Genomic DNA, 15,887 nt, shown 5'->3' on the forward strand with positions numbered 1-15,887 from the left:
GGTCCGGAATGCCGCGTTTAGTTTCAGGACATTAGTGTCGCAAAATGTCGCGGTTGAGCGTCGACGGTTCGTCAGACCAGCTCGATCGCCACCGCGGTCGCTTCGCCGCCGCCGATGCACAGGCTGGCGATGCCACGCTTCTTGCCGCGGTTCTGCAGCGCCGCGATCAGCGTCGCGATGATGCGCGTGCCGCTCGCGCCGATCGGATGGCCGAGCGCGGTCGCGCCGCCGTTGACGTTGATCCTGTCGTGCGGGATGCCGAGGTCGTGCATCGCGAACATTGCGACGCAGGCAAAGGCTTCGTTGACCTCGAACAGGTCGACGTCGCCGATCGACCAACCGGCCTTTGCCAGCACCTTGTTGATCGCGCCGATCGGGGCGACGGTGAAGTCCTTGGGTTCCTGCGCGTGCGCGGCGTGCGCGACGAGCTTTGCCACCGGCTTTGCGCCCTTCTTTTCGGCGACCGACTGGCGGGTCAGCACGACGGCGGCGGCGCCGTCGGAGATCGACGAGCTGGTCGCGGCGGTGATCGTGCCATCCTTGGCAAAAGCGGGGCGCAGCGTCGGGATCTTGTCGGGATTGCCCTTGCCTGGCTGTTCGTCGGTATCGACTACGACCTCGCCCTTGCGGGTGGTCAGCGTGACCGGGGTGATTTCGGCGGCAAAGGCGCCGTCGGCGATCGCGGCCTGCGCGCGGCGCAGCGATTCGATCGCATAATCGTCCTGCGCCTGGCGGCTGAGCTGATAGGCATCGGCGGTGTCCTGCGCGAACGTCCCCATCGCGCGGCCGGCGTCATAAGCATCCTCCAGCCCGTCGAGGAACATATGGTCATAGGCGGTGTCGTGGCCGATGCGCGCGCCCGAGCGATGCTTCTTGAGCAGATAGGGCGCGTTGGTCATCGACTCCATGCCGCCCGCGACGGCGAGGTCGATGCTGCCCGCGGCGAGCGCCTCGGCGCCCATGATGACGGTCTGCATCCCCGATCCGCAGACCTTGTTCACGGTCGTCGCCTGCACCGACTTGGGCAGGCCGGCCTTGATCGCCGCCTGCCGCGCCGGCGCCTGGCCGAGCCCTGCGGGAAGCACGCAGCCCATATAGATGCGCTCGATATCGTCGCCGGCAACGCCCGCGCGCTCGACCGCCGCCTTGACCGCGGTGGCGCCGAGATCGGTCGCGCTCGCATCCGACAAGGCGCCCTGCATACCGCCCATCGGGGTGCGGGCATAGGAAAGGAAAACGACGGGATCGGTGGCGGTCATGGGACGAGACTCCGTAGGGAAAGACAGTTCGGCGGCCCGATTAGCGGAAATGCTGCAACCGCGAAAGGGGGAGGGGCAAGATGGGAGGGCGGGTTTCATCTTGCAACGTGCCGCGGCCCATGGTCAAACATGCGAAGCAGATGAGGGGAAGAGCCATGGCAACGGTCGCGGTCGATATTGCAGACGAAACGCAGCGGATGGACGCGGTGCTCCGCGCCCAGCGCGCGAGCTTCACCGCCGCCATGCCCGAAAGCCTCGCGGTGCGAACCGATCGCATCGACCGCGCGATCGCGATGCTCGTCGATCATGCCGAGGATTTCGCGAAGGCAGTGAGCGAGGATTTCGGGCATCGCAGCCGCGACCAGACGCTGATGACCGACATCCTGCCCTCGGTCAGCGCGCTCAAACATGCGAAGAAGCATATGGCGAGCTGGGCGAAGGGCGAGAAAAGGAAGCCGACTTTCCCGCTCGGTCTGCTCGGCGCGAAGGCCGAGGTCGTCTATCAGCCGAAAGGCGTCGTCGGCGTCGTTGCCCCGTGGAACTTCCCCGTAGGCATGGTCTTCGTGCCGATGGCGGGCATCCTCGCTGCGGGCAATCGCGCGATGATCAAGCCCAGCGAGTTTACGGAGAATGTGTCAGCGCTGATGGCGCGGCTCGTCGCCGACTATTTCGACGAGAGCGAGATGGCGGTGTTTACCGGCGGCCCCGAGGTCGGGATCGCCTTTTCGAAGCTCGCCTTCGACCATCTGATCTTCACCGGCGCGACGAGCGTCGGCAGGCATATCATGCGCGCCGCCGCCGATAATCTGGTGCCGGTGACGCTCGAACTCGGCGGCAAGTCGCCGACCTTCATCGGGCGCAGCGCCGACAAGGCGCTCGCGGGGCAGCGCGTCGCGATGGGCAAGCTGATGAACGCGGGCCAGATCTGCCTCGCGCCCGACTATCTGCTCGTCGCCGCGGATCAGGAAGAGGAGGTGATCGAGAGCGTGAGCAAGGGGGCGGCGTCGCTCTATCCGACGCTGCTCGCCAACGACGATTACACCTCGGTCGTCAACACGCGTAATTACGACCGCTTGCAGGGCTATCTGGCCGATGCGCGCGACAAGGGTGCCGAGGTGATCGAGGTCAACCCGGGGCAAGAGGATTTCGCGAGTTCGAACGGCCACAAGATGCCGCTCCACATCGTTCGCAACCCGACCGACGACATGAAAGTGATGCAGGAGGAGATTTTCGGTCCCGTTCTGCCGGTCAAGACCTACAAGACGATCGACGACGCAATCGACTATGTGAACGCGCATGATCGTCCGCTCGGCCTCTATTATTTCGGCCAGAACAAGAGCGAGGAGGAGCGGGTGCTGACGCGCACGATCTCGGGCGGCGTGACGGTCAACGACGTGCTCTTCCACAATGCGATGGAGGATCTGCCTTTCGGCGGCATCGGGCCGTCGGGGATGGGCAATTATCACGGGATCGACGGCTTCCGCACCTTCAGCCACGCGCGCGCCGTCTATCGCCAGCCGAAGCTCGATGTTGCGGGGCTCGCGGGCTTCAAGCCGCCCTATGGCAAGGCGACGGCGAAGACGCTGGCGAAAGAACTCAAGAAATAACTTGGCAAACGGCGGCGTCCCGGCTTATCGGGGCGCCCGTCCACGGGCCCCTGTGGTGAAATTGGTAGACGCGCTCGACTCAAAAAGCCGTGTTGCGACGGCGCGTTCGTTCTACACGGTGAAAGGAGTTTTGTTTAGTTTTCAGTCTCTTAAATGGGGTAACTGCCGGACCTAAAAATCGTCTGGTTTCGTGCTAGGAGCCACATAGGAGCCGGTAGAAATCTAGCTATGGCGAACTCGATCGTACCTCGGGGCTCGCTCCGTCTGAGAGACGAGCAAAACGCCCTTCCAGCGAGCCAGGCGAATGCGTAGCGTAGGGTCGAGCGAGTGAAGGCTTTGCCGCAACGAACGCTCGGCGGGTTCATGGATCTGGAGAATGATCTTCGACAGATCTATAAAGTAATTGAAGTCCACGTCGCGGGCGTGGCGAAATGGTAGACGCAGTGGATTCAAAATCCACCGGAGAAGTCCATGTCGGTTCGAGTCCGACCGCCCGCACCATATCCATCTATCTTAGATCATATTTCGTAGTCTTGAAGTCACTTGTGCTATCAAATGTTCGTTTATTTGCCCATTCCTGTAGATCGTGCTGATCGTAGAGCACTCTACGGCCAAATTTCTTGAAAGGTGGTCCCCCACCCACGACGCGCTGCTTTTCAAGGGTTCTTGGTGATAGCCTCAGGAAGGCGGCTGCCTCTTTGTTGTTGAGGTACACTGGACCATTCGCTGGTTGAAAGTCTGTCACCTGGGCCTCGTCCGACTACGCTTCAGCCACGGCCCGCCTATCGTGACCAGCTAACCGTATCCGATCGGACAACCCTCGAAAACGCCCAGGGCACTGAAGTGCCGATTGCGCCAAAGATAGCCTGTGTGTGTCCAAAAGCGTCCTTATGGCAAGAACCCGGCCCCAAATCGCTGAGCGGCGAGAGGTCATTGTTCGACGTCCGCGCTGGCGTTGCACCGTCCGTAATCCCATCGATGAGAGGGCTCGCCGAAACCATGCCGGTTGACCCAGCCCGCGTCTGTCGCCTAATCTCTCAACGCCAATGCCTCGGGGATGCGGCGGCGCATCTCAGTCGATACGGAGGGCCTGCTGCTTCGGGCGCCGACGCATTCTGCGGATTTGCAGGACACGGACGACGGCCCCTTGCTCATGGCGAGCCTATTCGGCCCTATCCCCACCTGTTCAAGCTCTACGTCGATGGCGGCTACCAGGGCCCGGCCATCCAAGCCACCGTTCGTAAGATCCTCCGGCCGTTCGGCGTCGAGATCGTCAAGCGCTCCGATCCCGCCTAGTGCTTTCCCTTCGTTCACGGGCCATATAAGCATGGACTGGAGCGCAACGAGGCAGGATTGTCAAACAGGTTGAGACGGAAGAATGGAGGGTGCGAAGGAGCGGAAATGAGTCAGGTTTCAAGAAAATATGCGAACGGAGAGGCGCCACGGGAAAGGATCATCAACGCCGCCCGCACATTGTTCGGAGCCATGGGTTTCCATGGAACGACGACGGACAAGCTCGCGACCGCGGCGTCGGTCAGCGTCGGCCAGATCTACCGGCTATTCGCCGCGAAGGACGATATCGTTGTGGCGATCGTCGAAGAGAATGTTCGCGCCCGTGTGGCGGAGATGCACGAGATTTTCGAAGCAGTGGAGCGCGGCGAGCTTTCGATGTTCGAAGCGATCAAGGCGATCGCCAGAACCTCGCTGGAAAATTCCGACGCTGGCTTGTCCTATGAGATTCTGGCCGAAGCCTGCCGGAACCGATCCGTCGCGGAGCGGCTCGAGACGCTGACCGGCTTCTACCGTGACGGTGTGCGGCGCCTGGCTGCACAGGCGCGGCCGGATGTCTCGCCTGCGGAGCTGGATGCCTATGTCGATATCATGATGGCCTGCTTCATTGGCCTCGGCCATCGCTCGGCCATCTCGCCGAGCATCGACATCGACGCGACGAGCGACAGCACCGCCTGCGTGATGATGCGCGCACTGGGCCTAGGCGGCGTGGACAAATTTGAGCCAGTATCTGGCGGTGGCGAGATGGACCATTCCGAGGAAGCTGTTGGCAAGCTGGTCATAGCGCGTGGCGATGGCGCGGTTGATCTTGAGGTGGCCGAACATACGCTCGATGCGGTTGCGCTGCTTGTAGAGTGTGCGGTCGTGCTCGATTTTCACGCGGCGGTTTGATCGCCCAGGAATGACGGCCTCGATCTTCCGTTTGGCAAGGTCAGAGCGGATGGCATCGGCATCGTAGCCCTTGTCGGCAAGCAGGGCATCCGGGGCGCGCTCGGGCAGTCCGATCAGGGCATCATAGGCTTTGCAATCTGCCGCCTCGCCGACCGTCAGATGGAAGGCGAGCGGTCGACCAAGGGCATCAGCCAGGCAGTGAAGCTTACTGGTGAACCCGCCCCGCGAGCGGCCAAGAGCGCGTCGATGAGTCCCCCTTTTCCGCCCGCTGCCGAGACGTGGGCGCGGACCGTGGTGCTGTCGATGCTGTAGTGGCCGCTGTCTGCCATGATCTCGGCCAGCGTCACCGCAACGGTCTCCCAGACCCCGGCTTCACTCCATCGCCGGAACCGCCGATAAATCGTGTTCCAACTACCATATTTGGGCGGCACATCGCGCCACGGAGCGCCACACCGGAGCCGCCAGAGGATGCCGTTGACGATTGAGCGATTCTGCTCGGGCGGCCTGCCGCGACCACGGTTCTCAGGCTCGATGGGCAACAGGCCCTTCAGAACGCGCCATTCTGCTTCAGTGAGATCGCCCCGGTTCAAGCCTGCCTCCAAAAAGCAGCCTTGAATCAATCCTCGCACACCTCGTCAATCATTTCGGCTTCCCCGTCAGCCCTGTTTCCCGATAGGTTCGCAAGACCCGGAGCATCGACACATGTATCGCATCACTTTGGAATGCCATGATGTTCCCCCAGCAGCGGGAGACGAAGCGGCGCGCGACATCACCGAAGCGTTTCAGCTTCACTATCCGCATGAACACAACGTCAGTTGCACCTTTGTGGACGGCAAGCTGAGGTTGGTCGCCGAAAACGATTATGACCCCGAAGGGCTCAATCTGATGGACGAGTTCTCGGACAACATCTGCGCATACGTCGAGCCCTTCGACGGCGACCTCAAGCTGGTGAGCGTAGAAACGCTTCGCTGAATTTGTCCACGCCGCCTAGCGAAACCAGGCTGAGCGCGACCGCTCCGGTGCAAGCTCGCCGAACCCCACGCGTTGGCGGTCGTTCGAGCGCCTGCCATCCCCAAATCGTGCATACTGGTGGAACATTCAGCGCAAGGCGCGAACTCCATCCTGACGGAGCTATGGAATGATTGTTCACTCTCACCGCCGCATAGGCTTGGACAATCGTATTTCTCCGCGCGATTTTCCATCTCGCTTACTCTTATCGATGGCATCCCGAACTCGCGCGCGAAGCCATCCCAATCCATCGTCCGCACGTTGTCTGGCGTGCCAGATCATCACCATCTGGTAGGACAGGTCCTCGCTGATCCAGTCGAGGATCATGGCGCGGTTCTCGGCAATGGCCAAAGCTGCAACCTTTTCCGGTACCAGCGCGATGAGATCGGTTCGCGCAACGAGCGCGACGGCAGTCTGCGATTCATAGACGGTGATACGATTGCGACTGGAAGCGGGCGCTCTCCGCTCGAACTCGCCCGGCGATGCCGGCGCGTCCTCGTCCGGCTTGCTCGCGATTTCGAACGGTCTCGTGGGTACGACGATGATCCGTTTTGCGTCGTCGATCCGATTCAGAGGGACACGTTCCCGCAAAAGCGGATTGCTGGACGACGCGATCCAGACCATCTTCTCCTGGTAGAGCGGTTCGACGACGATGCGGCTCGGTGCTTCGATGGAGGTGCCGAGCGCCAGATCGATCTCCCCATGGTCGAGCTCTTGGACGAGCGTTTCGCCAAGGGGGACAAGCCGCAAGGACACACCGGGCGCCTCCAGCCTGAGTTGCTCGACCAGAACGGGAATGATCAGCGTGCAAAAATAGGCGCCCGCCCCGACAGTGAAGTGCCGTTCTGCCGTCGCCGGTTCAAAGGCGGTGGGAGATAGCGCGTTGCGGAAGTGAAGGAGCCCCCTTCGGACATCGGCCGCCATTTCTTCCGCGCGCGCGGTCGGCTGCAGCCCGCTTTGCGAACGAACGAACAGCACGTCGTTCAAAGCCGTACGCAGACGCGCGAGCGCATGGCTGACCGCCGATTGGGTCAATCCGAGATGGTCTGCAGCGCGCGTGACGCTGCGGTGCTGCATGAGGGCGTCGAAGATGCGGAGAAGGTTGAGGTCGAGGCTGGTCATGAATGATGTGCATATCATATCCCCCCAATCGTCACTCGACTTATGTTGCACCTGCGATATTTCGGAGCGATCGCTCCGCATGCCGCGCGGACGTCCGAATATCGAAAGTGCGAGATGGTTTTGGAGAATGACGCGGGCAGCCCTGACGATATCGTCATGGAGGATCCCGATCTCCTGACGGGTGCGTCGTTGCCGATGCGTGAGGAAAATGCACCGTCAGCCCGGGAGAAATGGCGCGGGCCACTGCTGATCGCTGCCATTGTCCTCGCGCTGGCCGCGGGGCTATTCTTTTATTTGCGTGGCGGGCGCTACGAGACGACCGACAATGCCTCGTTCCAATCGGGGCTGGTGTCGATCGCCGCAAGAGTCAGCGGACAGGCGATCGCGGTCGAAGTCCATGACAACCAGCATGTCCGCGCAGGCCAGGTGCTGTTCCGGATCGATCCCGCTCCTTACCAGACGGCGGTGGACGAAGCCGAAGCCGCGCTCGCCAATGCGCGGACGCAGGTCGACGCGCTGCGCGCGAACTACAGGCAAGGCCGGTCGGAATTGGGCGCGGCGCGGGACCAGCTCACCTACGCTTCGCGGGAGGCCGCTCGCCAGAAGGCGCTGCTCGGTGAAGGAATTTCCTCGCAAAACCAGTATGATCAGGCCATTTTGGCGCAGCGAACCGCAGGGCAGGCCATCACGACGGCGCGAGAGCACAATGCCGGCATCGAGGCCAACCTCTCCGGCAAAGTCGACGGCCCGATCGACCAACAGCCGCTGGTGAAGAGCGCGCGCGCCGCGCTCGACCGGGCGCGGCTCAATCTCGGTTACACGGTGATCCGGGCTCCCCAGGACGGCGTCGTCACCAAGGTGAACCAGCTCCAGGTCGGCAACTATGTTTCGGCCTCGAAGCCGGTGTTCAGCCTGGCGGCGACGCACATCTGGGTCGAGGCGAATTTCAAGGAGAACCAGCTCGATCACATGCGGATCGGCCAACCGGCAAGCTTCAAGGTCGACGCCTTCCCGAGCCTCCATCTCACCGGCAGGGTCGCTAGCTTCAGCCCCGGCACGGGGAACAGCTTTTCGCTGCTGCCGCCGGAGAACGCCACCGGCAATTGGGTGAAGGTGGTGCAGCGCCTGCCGGTCGAGTTCGAGATCGACGCTATTCCGGCCGATGTCCCCCTGCATGCCGGGCTGAGCGTCGAGGTGACGGTCGATACGGGGCACCGCCGCCACTTGTTCGGAGGCGAAACCGCAGCGCCAGCGCGGACAACAAAATGACCGACGCCTATCCCGAGCCGGGCGTGCGGCGGCTCATCACTTTCTCGGCGATGGCGGCGACGATGATGAACACGCTCGATGGCACCATCGCCAATGTCGCCCTGCCGCACATCCAGGGCAGCGTCTCCGCCTCGGCCGACGAGATCACCTGGGTTCTGACTTCCTATATCGTCGCGGCCGCCATCTTCACGCCGCTTACCGGCTGGCTGGCGGGACGCTTCGGGCGCAAGCGCCTGATGCTCTGCTCGATCGTCGGGTTCACCCTCGCGTCGGGCTTGTGCGGCATCGCTACCAATCTCGACGAGCTTGTCGGATTCCGCCTGCTGCAAGGTATATTCGGGGCGGCATTGGTCCCGATGAGCCAGGCTATCCTGCTCGATATCAATCCACCCGAGCGGCATGGACCGGCCATGTCGATCTGGACGATGGGGGCAGTCCTCGGTCCCATTGCCGGACCGGCGCTGGGTGGCTGGCTCACCGACAATCTCACCTGGCGCTGGGTATTCTTCATCAACCTGCCGGTCGGGGTTCTCGCCTTTCTCGGCCTGTCCGCGTTCCTGTCCGAGACGAAAGCATCCGCGGCGGTGAAGCTCGATCTGTTCGGCTTTGCGATGCTGGGGCTGGCTATCGGCTCGCTGCAGCTCATGCTCGACCGCGGTCAGACGAAGGACTGGTTCTCGAGCCTCGAGATCTGCATCGAAGGGGCCGGTGCGCTGCTGTTCGCCTGTCTCTTCGTGATCCATACCCTGACCGCGAGAAGGCCCTTCGTAGACCTTGCGCTGTTTGCAGACCGCAATTTCACGCTGAGCTCGATCATGGGTTTCTTCATGGGCGTGCTGATCTTCTCGGTGCTCTCCCTGCTCCCGCCCTTGCTCGAGAGCTTGATGGGCTATCCGGTCGTCCTCACCGGCCTGGTGACGGCGCCAAGGGGGCTGGGCTCGCTCGTCGCGATGAGCATGGCCGGCCGCTTGACCAACCGCTTCGACCCGCGTCTGCTGGTCCTCATTGGTTTCCTCCTCAGCGCCTGGTCCGCCTATCGAATGGCGGGCTTCTCGCTCGGAATGGACGAGTCGCTGGTAGCTACTTCCGGATTCGTCCAGGGGCTGGGAACGGGCCTCATCTTCGTTCCGCTTTCGACGATGGCTTTCGGCACGCTCGACCCGAAGTATCGGAACGAGGGCGCGGCGATGTTCACGCTCATCCGCAACATCGGTTCGGCGGTCGGCATCTCGGTGCTGCAGGCGATGACCGTCCGCAACACGGCGGTCGTCCATTCCCGGCTGGTCGAGGCGGTGCGGCCCGACAATCCCGTGTTGGCGCAGACGTCGCCCGGCTTCGACTTCGCCGTGCCGTTCCAGGTGGCGCGGATGAATGCCGAGATCACCCGTCAGGCCTCGATGGTCGCCTATGTCGACGGTTTCTGGTTCCTGTTCATCCTCACCGTCGCCGCCATCCCGATGCTGCTGTTCATGCGCAAGCCGCGCCGCGCCGCAGGTGACGAACTCGCGCTGCATATGGACTGACCCCATGCGTTTCCTTGCTCTCCTCCTCACCGCGACAACGCTGGCCGGCTGCGCCGTCGGACCCGACTTCCAGCGGCCACAAGCGCCCGCTATCGGCACCTATCAGCCGCCCGACGAACAGGTGTTGCCATCCACCGGTCAGCCGGTTGCGATCGCCGGAGCGGGCCCCACGCAACGCTGGTGGGAAGCGTTCGGCTCGCCCGAACTCGATGCGTTGGTCGACAGCGCGATTGCGCACAACCATAGTCTGGCGGCGAGCAATGCCGCGCTCGCGGCTGCGCGCGCGGAATGGCGCGCGGTCGCGGGAGGCCGCCTGCCGCAGGTCGATGCCAATGTCCGCATCGAGCAGGAGCAGGTAAATCTTTCGGCCTTCGGCTTCTCTCCTTCTCCAGCGCTCGGGCTGAACGGCAATCCCGAGTTCCATCTCTACTCGGTCGGCGGCGGCATCAGCTACGATCTCGACCTGTTCGGGGGCATCCGCCGGCAGGCGGAGGAAAGCGCCGCCCGTGCCGAGGCGCAACTGCGCCAGACCGAAGCCGCCCACCTCACGCTTGCCGGGCAGGTGGTCAATCAGGTGCTTGCGATTGCCGCGATCCGTGCCCGGATCGCCACGGCGCAAGCGATTCTCGCCGACGACGAACGCAACCTCGATCTCACCCGCACACGGCAGCAGGGCGGCGAGGGCACGCTGGTCGAGGTGTTCAACGCGCAGAGCCAATATACCGCCGATCGCGGGGCGCTGCCGCCGCTCGAGCAGCAGCTCGCCGAGGCAAGGCATCTGCTGGCGACACTCGTCGGCGTGGCGCCCTCCGAACTCGGCGCCACCGACTTCGATCTCGAACGCTTCGCTCTCCCAGCAAGCGTGCCGGTGGCGCTGCCCTCGGAGCTCGTCCATCGTCGCCCGGACATTCTCCAGGCCGAGGCGGAGCTGCATGCCGCAACCGCCGCGATCGGCGTGGCGACGGCTCGCCTCTATCCCGACATCACTCTCGGCGCGACGCTGACCCAGGGTGCGCCGGCGGTCGACAGCCTGATCAAGAATGCGTTCCGCGGCTACGACGTCTTCGCCGGGCTTACCGCCCCCATCTTCCACGGCGGCAGACTCAAGGCGGAGCGCGCTGCGGCGATCGACCGCGCCCATGCGGCCAACGCCAGCTACCAGCAGACCGTGCTCTCCGCCTTCGAGCAGGTCGCCAATCTGCTGTCCGCGCTCCAGACCGATGCCCGGTCGCTCGACATGCAACGCGACGCGGTCGCAGTCGCACGGCGGTCGCTCGGGCTGTCCCGCCGCAGCTTCGAGGTCGGCAACAGCGGCGTCCTGCAGGTTCTCGATTCCGAGCGGCTCTACCAGCGCGCCAGCGCCGATCTCGTCGACGCGCGTACCCGCCAGTATCTCAATGTCGCCAGGCTTTATGTCGCGACTGCGGGAGGATGGACGCAGACGCCGTCCTGAGGGGAGCGAAACACCAGATGTGAAGAGACAGCGTGCGGCAAAGAGGCAGATCGATCATCCATCCGGCGAGATTGCGCGCGGGAGAAGACATCGACTTATTTTCAAACCCAAGGCAGCGACCCCTGCGGCGCTGGACGCCACCACCCAGATCGCTACCGCCGCGGCTGGCGAGCACCTCTGTGACGAACTCCGGCAGATCGCGATCAGTGTTCCTGAGAAAGGCTTCGGCATTCCCTGTGCGACCTTCCCAGGCTTCACCATCCGCACGGAAAGGTCGAGCGCCATGCGATCCGGTGCGAGACCGCGAAAGCGCCAGCTGTGTGCCCGTGCCAGGCGCATCTTCTCCATCATCCGGAGCGATGCAAGGCGTCTCTCCGCCGGTTATTCCATCGAGGTAGAATGCGTATGCATATCAGCAGATTCACCGCTTTCGCCATCTGTGCCATGGCTGCGGTGCTTCTCGTTTCCTTGGCGTTCCGTGATCCCTGGTTCTGGCTTCCCGCATCGGTCGTCATATTGCTGGTCCTGCTGGGTATCCGCGACCTTCTGCAGCCCTTGCACTCGATCCAGCGCAATTATCCGGTCATCGGGCATGTCCGCTGGTTCGTCGAGCTGATCCGGCCCGAACTGCGGCAATATCTGTTCGAGGCCGACGAGGAAGCCGCGCCATTCTCGCGCTCGCAGCGCTCCCTCGTCTATCGGCGTGCCAAGGGGGAGCCGGGTGATCAGGCGTTTGGAACGCTGCTCGACGTCTACCGCGACGGCTACGAGTTCATCAGTCATTCGACGCGGCCCGCGCCAGTCGCCGATCCCGCCGCCTTCCGGATCACGATTGGGGGCGATCAATGCGTCAGGCCCTATTCCGCGTCGATCTTCAACATCTCCGCCATGAGCTTCGGATCGCTGTCGGCCAATGCGATCCGCGCGCTCAACCGCGGAGCCCGGATGGGGGGCTTCTATCACGACACCGGCGAAGGCAGCATCAGCTCCTACCACCGCGAGGAGGGCGGCGACATCGTCTGGGAAGTCGCAAGCGGCTATTTCGGCTGTCGCGACGCAGACGGGAATTTCGACTCGGATCGCTTCGCCGCCCAGGCAGCGGAAGATCAGGTCAAGATGATCGAGATCAAGCTCAGCCAGGGCGCCAAGCCCGGCCATGGCGGCGTCCTGCCGGCGGCCAAGGTGACGCCCGAGATCGCCGCGACACGCGGCGTGGCGATCGGACAGGACTGCATTTCGCCTGCCCGTCACAGCGCGTTCTCGACACCGCTCGAACTCATGACGTTCATCGCCCGGCTGCGCGCATTGTCGGGCGGCAAGCCCATCGGCTTCAAGCTGTGCATCGGCCACCCCTGGGAGTTCATGGGGATGGTCAAGGCGATGCTGGAAACCGGCATCCATCCCGATTTCATCGTCGTCGACGGCGCGGAGGGTGGGACCGGGGCCGCGCCGGTGGAATTCAGCGATCATCTGGGCGTGCCGATGCGTGAAGGATTGCTGTTCGTACACAACGTCCTGACAGGCGCCGGCATCCGCGAGCGGATCAGGATCGGCGCCGCGGGACGGATCGTGAGCGCATTCGACATTGCGAGCGTGCTGGCGATCGGAGCGGACTGGGTCAATGCCGCGCGCGGCTTCATGTTCGCGCTGGGATGCGTGCAATCGCTCTCATGCAACACCAATCGCTGCCCGACGGGTGTCGCCACGCAGGACCGTCTGCGCCAGCGCGCCCTCGTCGTGCCCGACAAGGCGGAGCGCGTCAGGCGCTTCCATGCCAGGACCCTTTCCGCGCTGGCCGACATGCTCGCGGCCGCTGGTCTCAGCCATCCTTCCGAATTGCGGCCACGCCATCTTGTGCGGCGCGTCAGTCTGACGGAAATTCGCCAGTTTGCCCAGATCCATACGTTTCTGAGCCCGGGTGCGTTGATCAATGGCGCGTGCGAGGATGGCTTCTACCGTCAGACCTGGGATCAGGCCCGTGCCGATAGCTTCGATGGTCTCGCGTTTACAGAATTGACTCCTGTGCCCCTGCCAGCGCGACGCGTGCCGGCCTGATCAGCGATCGTGGAAAACGGGAATTTCGAGGAGGGGGCACAGGCCGCATCGCAGCGAGCATTTCAGGACGCCGACAATCAAGTCATGGCTGTCAGTCGCGGTCGGTATGGGGCGCGTCGCTCGTTTTCTTGCCGCCTCTCTTCGATCGCCCGGGACCGGGTACCGGGATGGCAGCGAGCGCAAATTCCATCATCGCGATCAGGTCAGGCCGCTTCGTTCCGGATTTTGCGCGTAGCGCTATGCCGTCGCAAAAGGTGGCCAGATAACGCGAAAGGGCGGCGCAGTCGGTTTCCTCGGGAAGCTCGCCTTCATCTCGCGCGCGGACCAGGCGCTCAACGAGCATCTGCTCGAATTCATCTCGCCATTGCTCGAGGTTGATACGGATGGCCTCTCTTTCGCAGGCGCATCCTCCTAATTCCAGGACGATGAGGGAGCCCGGCGGTGTATCGGAACCTGTGACCGCGCCTATGACGCCCCGGACCAGCTGTCTGACCGACTCGTGTGCCGTCCGCGCTTGCAATGCTTGGGAAACAAAACCGAGGTAGTGCCGGGCAAAGTGGTCCACGGCACGCTGGAACAGCTGCTCCTTGTTCCCGAAGGCCCTGTAAAGACTAGGCTTCGAAAAGCCGACAGCTGTTTCAATATCAGCGAAGCTGGTGCCCTCATACCCTCGTTCCCAGAATTGCCGGGTGATGATATCGAGCGCTTCATCGCAATCAAATTCTCGCGGACGACCCATCACTATTCGCCGATTCCGCATACTGCCGGCCCGCGGCCGAGCATTTCCATAGCGCTGTCTGGGGTGCCTGGAAGAGCACCGGATTCCCCCAATCTCATCGGTACGCGCGCGGAAAGGGAGTCAGAACGAGGGCCAGCCGGCGGCATGAGATGTATCGTCATGGTGATTTCGTCTCTGGGCTCTGACCCCGGCAAGCAGAGCGATGTGTCGGTTGCGAAGAGTTCTCCTGCCTGGAATGAGCGCTCACTACGGATTGAACTTGCAGTCTGTTGACCCTTGGGTCAAGCGGGCGCTGCTCTGTTCCATGCCGCAGACTATCCGTTTTTTGCCCGGTTTCCGGCTCCATGCGACCACCTGCATGCCTGTTCGATGCGAGGCCCGCCATCGCGGAGAGGCAAAGCCCATTGCCAAGCTCGAAAGCCTGTCCTATTGCGTTGCAGCATTGGGAATGAGCGCTCACTCTCATTCGTCATCAACGCCAGGAAGCTGCGAATGTTTCAACCCGGGTTGTCCAGGACTACGCTCATTCTGTCTTTTCTCTGGCTGGCCGGCTGCAGTGTATCCGAGCCGCCCAAGGCGCCGCCGCCGGACGTCGGCATCGTGGTGTTGAAGAGCGAGCCCGCGGTGCTGACGAGCGAGTTGCCCGGCCGTATCGTCGCCGCCGAGACCTCGGAGGTGCGCCCGCAGGTGAACGGCGTGATCCGCCGGCGGCTGTTCGAGGAGGGCGCGGTCGTCCGGGCTGGACAGGTCCTTTATGAGATCGAGGATGCGCCTTATCGCGCGGCGCTCGGCAGCGCCCGCGGCGGTCTTGCCCGTGCCCAGGCGGCGATCGATGCCACGCGGCTCCAGGCCGAACGCTATCGCGATCTGGTCGGTATCAACGCCGTCAGCCGGCAGGAGGCCGACAACGCCAGGGCTTCCGCCGCGCAGGCGCGCGCCGACGTCACCGCGCAGCGCGCCGCCGTCGATGCCGCCCAGGTCAATCTCGGCTTCACCCGCGTGCGCGCGCCGATCACGGGACGGATCGGCCGGTCGCTGTTCACGCCGGGCGCTCTCGTCCAGGCGGGGCAGGCGCAGCCGCTGGCGACCATCCAGCGCACCGACACGGTCTTTGTCGACGTCACCCAAGCGGCTTCCGAAATCCTCGATCTCCGCGACGCCATGCGGGCAGGCGGGCTTATTCGCGACCACGACAGCGCCCGCGTCACCTTGCTGCTGCCCAACGGCAAGACCTATCCCCTCGAGGGCAAGCTGCAATTCTCGGAAATCACAGCGGACCCCTCGACAGGCGCGGTCACATTGCGGGCGACCTTTCCCAATCCCGATGGAGCACTGCTTCCCGGGCTCTATGTGCGCGCCCAATTGGTCGACGGGGTCAGGCAGCAGGCCATTCTCGCGCCGCAGCAGGGGGTCTTCCGCGACGAGCGGGGGCGTGCGCTCGCGCTGGTGGTGGGGCCAGGCAACAAGGTCGAGCAGCGGACCCTCACGGCCGACCGTGCCATCGGCAATCGCTGGGTGATCACGGCGGGCCTTCGCACCGGAGACAGGCTGATCGTCGAGGGACGGCAACGCGCCACTCTTGGTGAGGCCGTGACTCCCAAGAGTTGGACGCCTTCCCCAAAACCATCCGGCGCCCCCGCGGCACCGGCCAATTCGGGGAAGTGACGCGCG

The 15,887-nt window shown here is 63.5% G+C and carries 12 protein-coding genes, 1 tRNA gene and 1 pseudogene; 9 read left to right on the plus strand and 5 right to left on the minus strand.

The annotated features are described in order from the left end of the window. Nucleotides 1-71 precede the first annotated feature (71 nt). The gene (locus tag KNJ79_RS08755; RefSeq protein ID WP_317153614.1) at nt 72-1,259 is read right to left on the minus strand and encodes an acetyl-CoA C-acyltransferase; all 1,188 of its coding nucleotides are present in this window, start codon (nt 1,257-1,259) and stop codon (nt 72-74) included. Between the two features lie 155 nt (nt 1,260-1,414). Here KNJ79_RS08755 and KNJ79_RS08760 point away from each other — a divergent pair, with 155 nt between their 5' ends. Together KNJ79_RS08760 and KNJ79_RS08765 are read left to right on the plus strand one after the other, a co-directional pair. Beyond that, nucleotides 1,415-2,866 (plus strand): coniferyl aldehyde dehydrogenase, encoded by a 1,452-nt coding sequence (locus KNJ79_RS08760; protein ID WP_317153615.1) that lies wholly within the window; start codon nt 1,415-1,417, stop codon nt 2,864-2,866. A gap of 417 nt (nt 2,867-3,283) precedes the next feature. After that, nucleotides 3,284-3,367 (plus strand) — tRNA-Leu (locus tag KNJ79_RS08765). Nucleotides 3,368-3,374: 7 nt separating this feature from the next. Here KNJ79_RS08765 and KNJ79_RS08770 read toward each other — a convergent pair. After that, nucleotides 3,375-3,611, minus strand: coding sequence for a helix-turn-helix domain-containing protein (locus KNJ79_RS08770; RefSeq protein ID WP_317153616.1), 237 nt, complete (start codon nt 3,609-3,611; stop codon nt 3,375-3,377). 740 nt (nt 3,612-4,351) lie between these two features. On the opposite strand from KNJ79_RS08770, the gene KNJ79_RS08775 reads away from it, so the two are divergent. Then, nucleotides 4,352-5,047, plus strand: a complete 696-nt coding sequence (locus tag KNJ79_RS08775; RefSeq protein ID WP_317153890.1) for a TetR/AcrR family transcriptional regulator — start codon at nt 4,352-4,354, stop codon at nt 5,045-5,047. On the opposite strand, the pseudogene KNJ79_RS22505 reads toward KNJ79_RS08775, so the two are convergent. Next, nucleotides 4,934-5,676, minus strand: a pseudogene (locus tag KNJ79_RS22505) (IS5 family transposase); the annotation flags it as partial. The gene KNJ79_RS08775 and the pseudogene KNJ79_RS22505 sit on opposite strands and share 114 nt — an antisense overlap. Nucleotides 5,677-5,749: 73 nt before the next feature. Between KNJ79_RS22505 and KNJ79_RS08790 the strand changes: the two are divergent. Beyond that, nucleotides 5,750-6,019 (plus strand): hypothetical protein, encoded by a 270-nt coding sequence (locus KNJ79_RS08790; protein WP_317153618.1) that lies wholly within the window; start codon nt 5,750-5,752, stop codon nt 6,017-6,019. Nucleotides 6,020-6,199: 180 nt separating this feature from the next. Here KNJ79_RS08790 and KNJ79_RS08795 read toward each other — a convergent pair whose 3' ends face one another. Continuing rightward, complete coding sequence (locus KNJ79_RS08795; RefSeq protein WP_317153619.1) at nt 6,200-7,177, minus strand: LysR family transcriptional regulator; 978 nt, start codon at nt 7,175-7,177, stop codon at nt 6,200-6,202. Between the two features lie 156 nt (nt 7,178-7,333). On the opposite strand from KNJ79_RS08795, the gene KNJ79_RS08800 reads away from it, so the two are divergent. From KNJ79_RS08800 to KNJ79_RS08815, 4 genes are all read left to right on the plus strand, one after another. Beyond that, the gene (locus KNJ79_RS08800; RefSeq protein WP_317153620.1) at nt 7,334-8,446 is read left to right on the plus strand and encodes an HlyD family secretion protein; all 1,113 of its coding nucleotides are present in this window, start codon (nt 7,334-7,336) and stop codon (nt 8,444-8,446) included. Next, nucleotides 8,443-9,969 (plus strand): DHA2 family efflux MFS transporter permease subunit, encoded by a 1,527-nt coding sequence (locus KNJ79_RS08805; RefSeq protein WP_317153621.1) that lies wholly within the window; start codon nt 8,443-8,445, stop codon nt 9,967-9,969. Before KNJ79_RS08800 ends, KNJ79_RS08805 begins: the two co-directional genes overlap by 4 nt. A gap of 4 nt (nt 9,970-9,973) precedes the next feature. Further along, entirely contained in the window at nt 9,974-11,422 is a 1,449-nt protein-coding gene (locus tag KNJ79_RS08810) for an efflux transporter outer membrane subunit (RefSeq protein WP_317153622.1), read from the plus strand. Nucleotides 11,423-11,866: 444 nt separating this feature from the next. After that, nucleotides 11,867-13,477 (plus strand): FMN-binding glutamate synthase family protein, encoded by a 1,611-nt coding sequence (locus KNJ79_RS08815; protein WP_394357161.1) that lies wholly within the window; start codon nt 11,867-11,869, stop codon nt 13,475-13,477. A 91-nt stretch (nt 13,478-13,568) separates the two neighbouring features. On the opposite strand, the gene KNJ79_RS08820 is transcribed toward KNJ79_RS08815, so the two are convergent. Further along, a complete protein-coding gene (locus KNJ79_RS08820) occupies nt 13,569-14,216 on the minus strand; it encodes a TetR/AcrR family transcriptional regulator (RefSeq protein ID WP_317153623.1) in 648 nt (215 codons plus the stop codon). Between the two features lie 492 nt (nt 14,217-14,708). Here KNJ79_RS08820 and KNJ79_RS08825 point away from each other — a divergent pair, with 492 nt between their 5' ends. Next, the gene (locus KNJ79_RS08825; RefSeq protein WP_317153624.1) at nt 14,709-15,881 is read left to right on the plus strand and encodes an efflux RND transporter periplasmic adaptor subunit; all 1,173 of its coding nucleotides are present in this window, start codon (nt 14,709-14,711) and stop codon (nt 15,879-15,881) included. Nucleotides 15,882-15,887 lie beyond the last annotated feature (6 nt).

Origin of the sequence: Sphingopyxis indica (genome assembly GCF_032879645.1) — a bacterium.
Classification (GTDB): domain Bacteria; phylum Pseudomonadota; class Alphaproteobacteria; order Sphingomonadales; family Sphingomonadaceae; genus Sphingopyxis; species Sphingopyxis indica.